Genomic DNA, 3,149 nt, shown 5'->3' on the forward strand with positions numbered 1-3,149 from the left:
CCTACCTCGGAGTCCACGCCCTCGCCGTCGCCACCCAGCGGTTCGGCGGCCCGCTCCTGCTCACCGGGGTGATCGCGGCAGGCCCGCCGGCCTGGGCCGTCCTCGGCGTCGGCCTCGTGGCGATGTGCGGCGGACAGCACCGCGTCGTCAGCCGCGGCCTCCGCGACGTAGGAGAGGGCGTTGCCGATGAGCAGGAGGCGGTAGGCGGTCTCCGTGCCGGCGGCGAGGGCGGCGGCGGCGCCGAGGCCGCCGAAGACCCAGCCGAGGTTGCCGACGGTGCGGTTGATGGCCTGGTAGCGGACGCGCGCGGAACCGGCGACGCGGGTGGCGTAGAGCTTGGTGAGGACGTTGGTGCCCCGGTCGGGGAGGGCGCCGACGGCCGAGTAGAGGATCAGGAGCGCGTAGTGGTCGGTGGTGAGCAGGGCGAGGAGGGCCGCGGCGCGCAGGAGTTGGGCGGCGATGAGGACGCGGGTGACGGGGAAGCGGTCGGCGAGGCGTCCGGCGAGTGGGGCGCCGACGATGCCGGCGGCGCCGGAGAGGCCGACGAGGAGGCCGACCTGGGCGACGCCGAGGCCGGCGACGTAGGTGAAGTAGAGGGCGATGGAGGTCGCCCAGAGTCCGGTGCCGCACTTGTCGATGAAGCTGATGACGAGCATGCGGCGGCCGTCGAGGCCTCCTGGGACGCTCTTCTTCCAGGTCGTCCAGCGCGATCGCAGGTCCACCGGTTCCCCCTTGACTTCAGTTATGTATCAATACATACTTCGTTACGTGGTAGCACAATATTCGATCATCGGGACGACGGCCAAGGGGATTGCCGCGTCCGTCGAACGGGGAGTGGCCGAGGGCGCCTTCGGTCCGGGTGACGCCCTGCCCCCGGTACGCAGGCTGGCGGACGGTCTCGGCGTCAGTCCGGGCACGGTCGCCACGGCGTACAAGGAGCTGCGGCAGCGGGGGGTCGTGGTGACGCGCGGACGCGGCGGGACCGTCGTCGCGGAGGCTCCGGCCGTCGCCTCGCGCCGACCGCCGCGGGTGCCGACGGGGCTCGTCGACCTGGCGGGCGGCCATCCCGACCCCGCCTTCCTCCCGGAGCTGCGACCCCCCTCGCTGGTGCGGCCGGTCTTCGGATCCCACCGCGCGGCGCCCCGGCTCGGCAGGCTGGAGGAGCTGACCCGCGCCTGGTTCGAGCGGGACGGGGTGCCGGCCGAGCACGTCACCTTCGCGCACGGGGCGCTGGACTGCATCGCGCGCCTGCTGTCCACGGAGCTGCGCCCCGGAGACGCGGTGGCGGTGGAGGACCCCGGCTTCCACCACCTCCTGGACCTGGTGCCGGCGCTCGGTCTGCGGATGGTGCCGGTCGCGGTGGACGGGGAGGGCCTCGTGCCGGACGCCCTCCGGGCGGCGCTACGGGCCGGTGTGCGGGCGGTCGTCTGCAGTCCGCGCGGCCAGTGCCCGACGGGTGCCCGCTTCACCGAGGCCCGGCGGGACGAGCTGGTCGAAGTGCTGGCGGACTTCCCGGAGGTCCTCGTCGTCGAGGACGACCACAACGCCGACATCGCGGGGGCACCGGCGGCCACGCTCGCGGCGGCGGGACTCCCCCGCTGGGCCCAGGTGCGCACGGCGTCCAAACACCTGGGGATCGACCTGCGGTGGGCCGGACTGGCCTGCGACGGGGTGACGCTGGCGCGGCACGACGGGCGGATGCTGATGACGTCCGGCTGGGTCAGCCACATCCTGCAGGAGACGGTGGCCGGGCTGCTCGCCGACCCGGCGGTGGGCGCGCTGGTGGCGGACGGCGCGGCGGCCTACACGGTGCGGCGGGCGGCGCTCGTCGACGCGCTGGCCGGGCACGGGATCGCGGCGGTCGGAACCAGCGGACTGAACGTGTGGGTACCCGTGGGAGACGAGTCGGCCGTGGTCAACGGACTGCGGACGCAGGGGTGGTGGGTCGCTGCGGGCGCCCGGTTCCGGATCGCGTCCGGGCCGGCGGTGCGCATCACCACCACGACGCTGGAGACGGCGGACGCGGCGCGGCTCGCCGCGGACTTCGCGGGGCTGCGGGGCGAGGCGCAGGCGACGTACGGGGGCTAGGGTGTCTTGCCGATCTTGGCGGGGAGGGCCACGCGTTGAGCCGTCGCATGACGGGACACCGGCCCTCCGCGGAACCGGCCCGCGCGCGTCGGCGTCCCTCGGGGAGCCCGCAAGATCGACTCCCCCGGAGGACTCGCGCATGACCCGCACAGCCGCCCGCTACCTATACCTCACCCGGCACGGCGAGGCCACGCCGGACGAGAGCGAGCTGACGGAGGCCGGCCGCCGCCAGGCCGCCCTGCTCGGAGAGCGGCTGCGCGGGGTCCCGCTGACAGCCGTCCACCACGGGCCGCTCTCCCGTGCCGCACAGACCGCGCGGCTGGTCGGTGAGCAGCTCGACGGCGTCCCCCTGCGGCTCGCCGCCACGGCCGGCGACTACGTCCCCCACCTTCCGTCGCGTGAGGAACTGCCCTCGGAGACGGCCGATGCCATGCTCGGCTTTCTCGACCAGTTCCCGGCCGAGGATCGCGAGCAGGGCCCCGGCCTTGCGGAGGCGGCGCTCGCGGAGTTCACCGGGCCCGTCGTCGGCGACGAGCCGCGCCACGAACTCGTCGTCACACACAACTTCCTCGTCGGCTGGCTCCTCCGCGCCGCCCTCGATGCCCCGAAATGGCGCTGGATGGGTATCAACCACGCCAACGCGGCGCTGACCGTCATCCGCTATGCGCCCGGCCGTCCCCCGGCGGTTCTCCTCTTCAACGACACCGGCCATCTCCCCGCCGAACTCCGCTGGACCGGCTTCCCGCAGGAGCTCCACGTCTGAGATCCCAGCTCCCGCTTCCGGGTCACCTCGCGGACCGGATGTGATGTCGACGCCGGCCTGGGCGAGCAGTGCGGTGAAGACCCCGCGCCCTGGGCTGTCGCCGCGGGATGCGCCGCCCGGAGGGCGTCCGGCACGAGGCCCTCCCCGTCCACCGCGACCGGCACCATCCGCAGACCGAGCGCCGGCACCAGGTCCAGGAGGTGGTGGAAGCCGGGGTCCTCCACCGCCACCGCGTCTCCGGGGCGCAGCTCCGTGGACAGCAGGCGCGCGATGCAGTCCAGCGCCCCGTGCGCGAAGG

At 74.3% G+C, this 3,149-nt stretch carries 3 protein-coding genes and 1 pseudogene; 2 read left to right on the top strand and 2 right to left on the bottom strand.

Going from position 1 to position 3,149, the window contains the following annotated elements; translation table 11 throughout:
- On the bottom strand, window positions 1–722 hold a 722-nt coding region (locus EAO71_RS36830), incomplete at its 3' end, for an MFS transporter (RefSeq protein WP_315986636.1).
- A 46-nt stretch (window positions 723–768) separates the two neighbouring features.
- Between EAO71_RS36830 and EAO71_RS36835 the strand changes: the two genes are divergently transcribed.
- Together EAO71_RS36835 and EAO71_RS36840 are read left to right on the top strand one after the other, a co-directional pair.
- Window positions 769–2,088 (top strand): aminotransferase class I/II-fold pyridoxal phosphate-dependent enzyme, encoded by a 1,320-nt coding sequence (locus EAO71_RS36835; protein ID WP_147982133.1) that lies wholly within the window; start codon window positions 769–771, stop codon window positions 2,086–2,088.
- Between the two features lie 139 nt (window positions 2,089–2,227).
- Window positions 2,228–2,851 carry a histidine phosphatase family protein gene (locus EAO71_RS36840; protein ID WP_147982134.1) on the top strand — a complete coding sequence of 208 codons (624 nt, stop codon included), beginning with the start codon at window positions 2,228–2,230 and terminating at the stop codon, window positions 2,849–2,851.
- A 56-nt stretch (window positions 2,852–2,907) separates the two neighbouring features.
- Here EAO71_RS36840 and EAO71_RS39565 read toward each other — a convergent pair.
- Window positions 2,908–3,149 (bottom strand): annotated as a pseudogene (locus EAO71_RS39565) (aminotransferase class I/II-fold pyridoxal phosphate-dependent enzyme); the annotation flags it as partial.

It is taken from the genome of Streptomyces sp. MS191, assembly GCF_008042125.1.
Classification (GTDB): domain Bacteria; phylum Actinomycetota; class Actinomycetes; order Streptomycetales; family Streptomycetaceae; genus Streptomyces.

Coding starts and splice junctions, on each gene's coding strand:
- EAO71_RS36840 (WP_147982134.1), top strand. CDS start 2,228: ATGACCCGCACAGCCGCCCGCTACCTATACCTCACCCGGCACGGCGAG.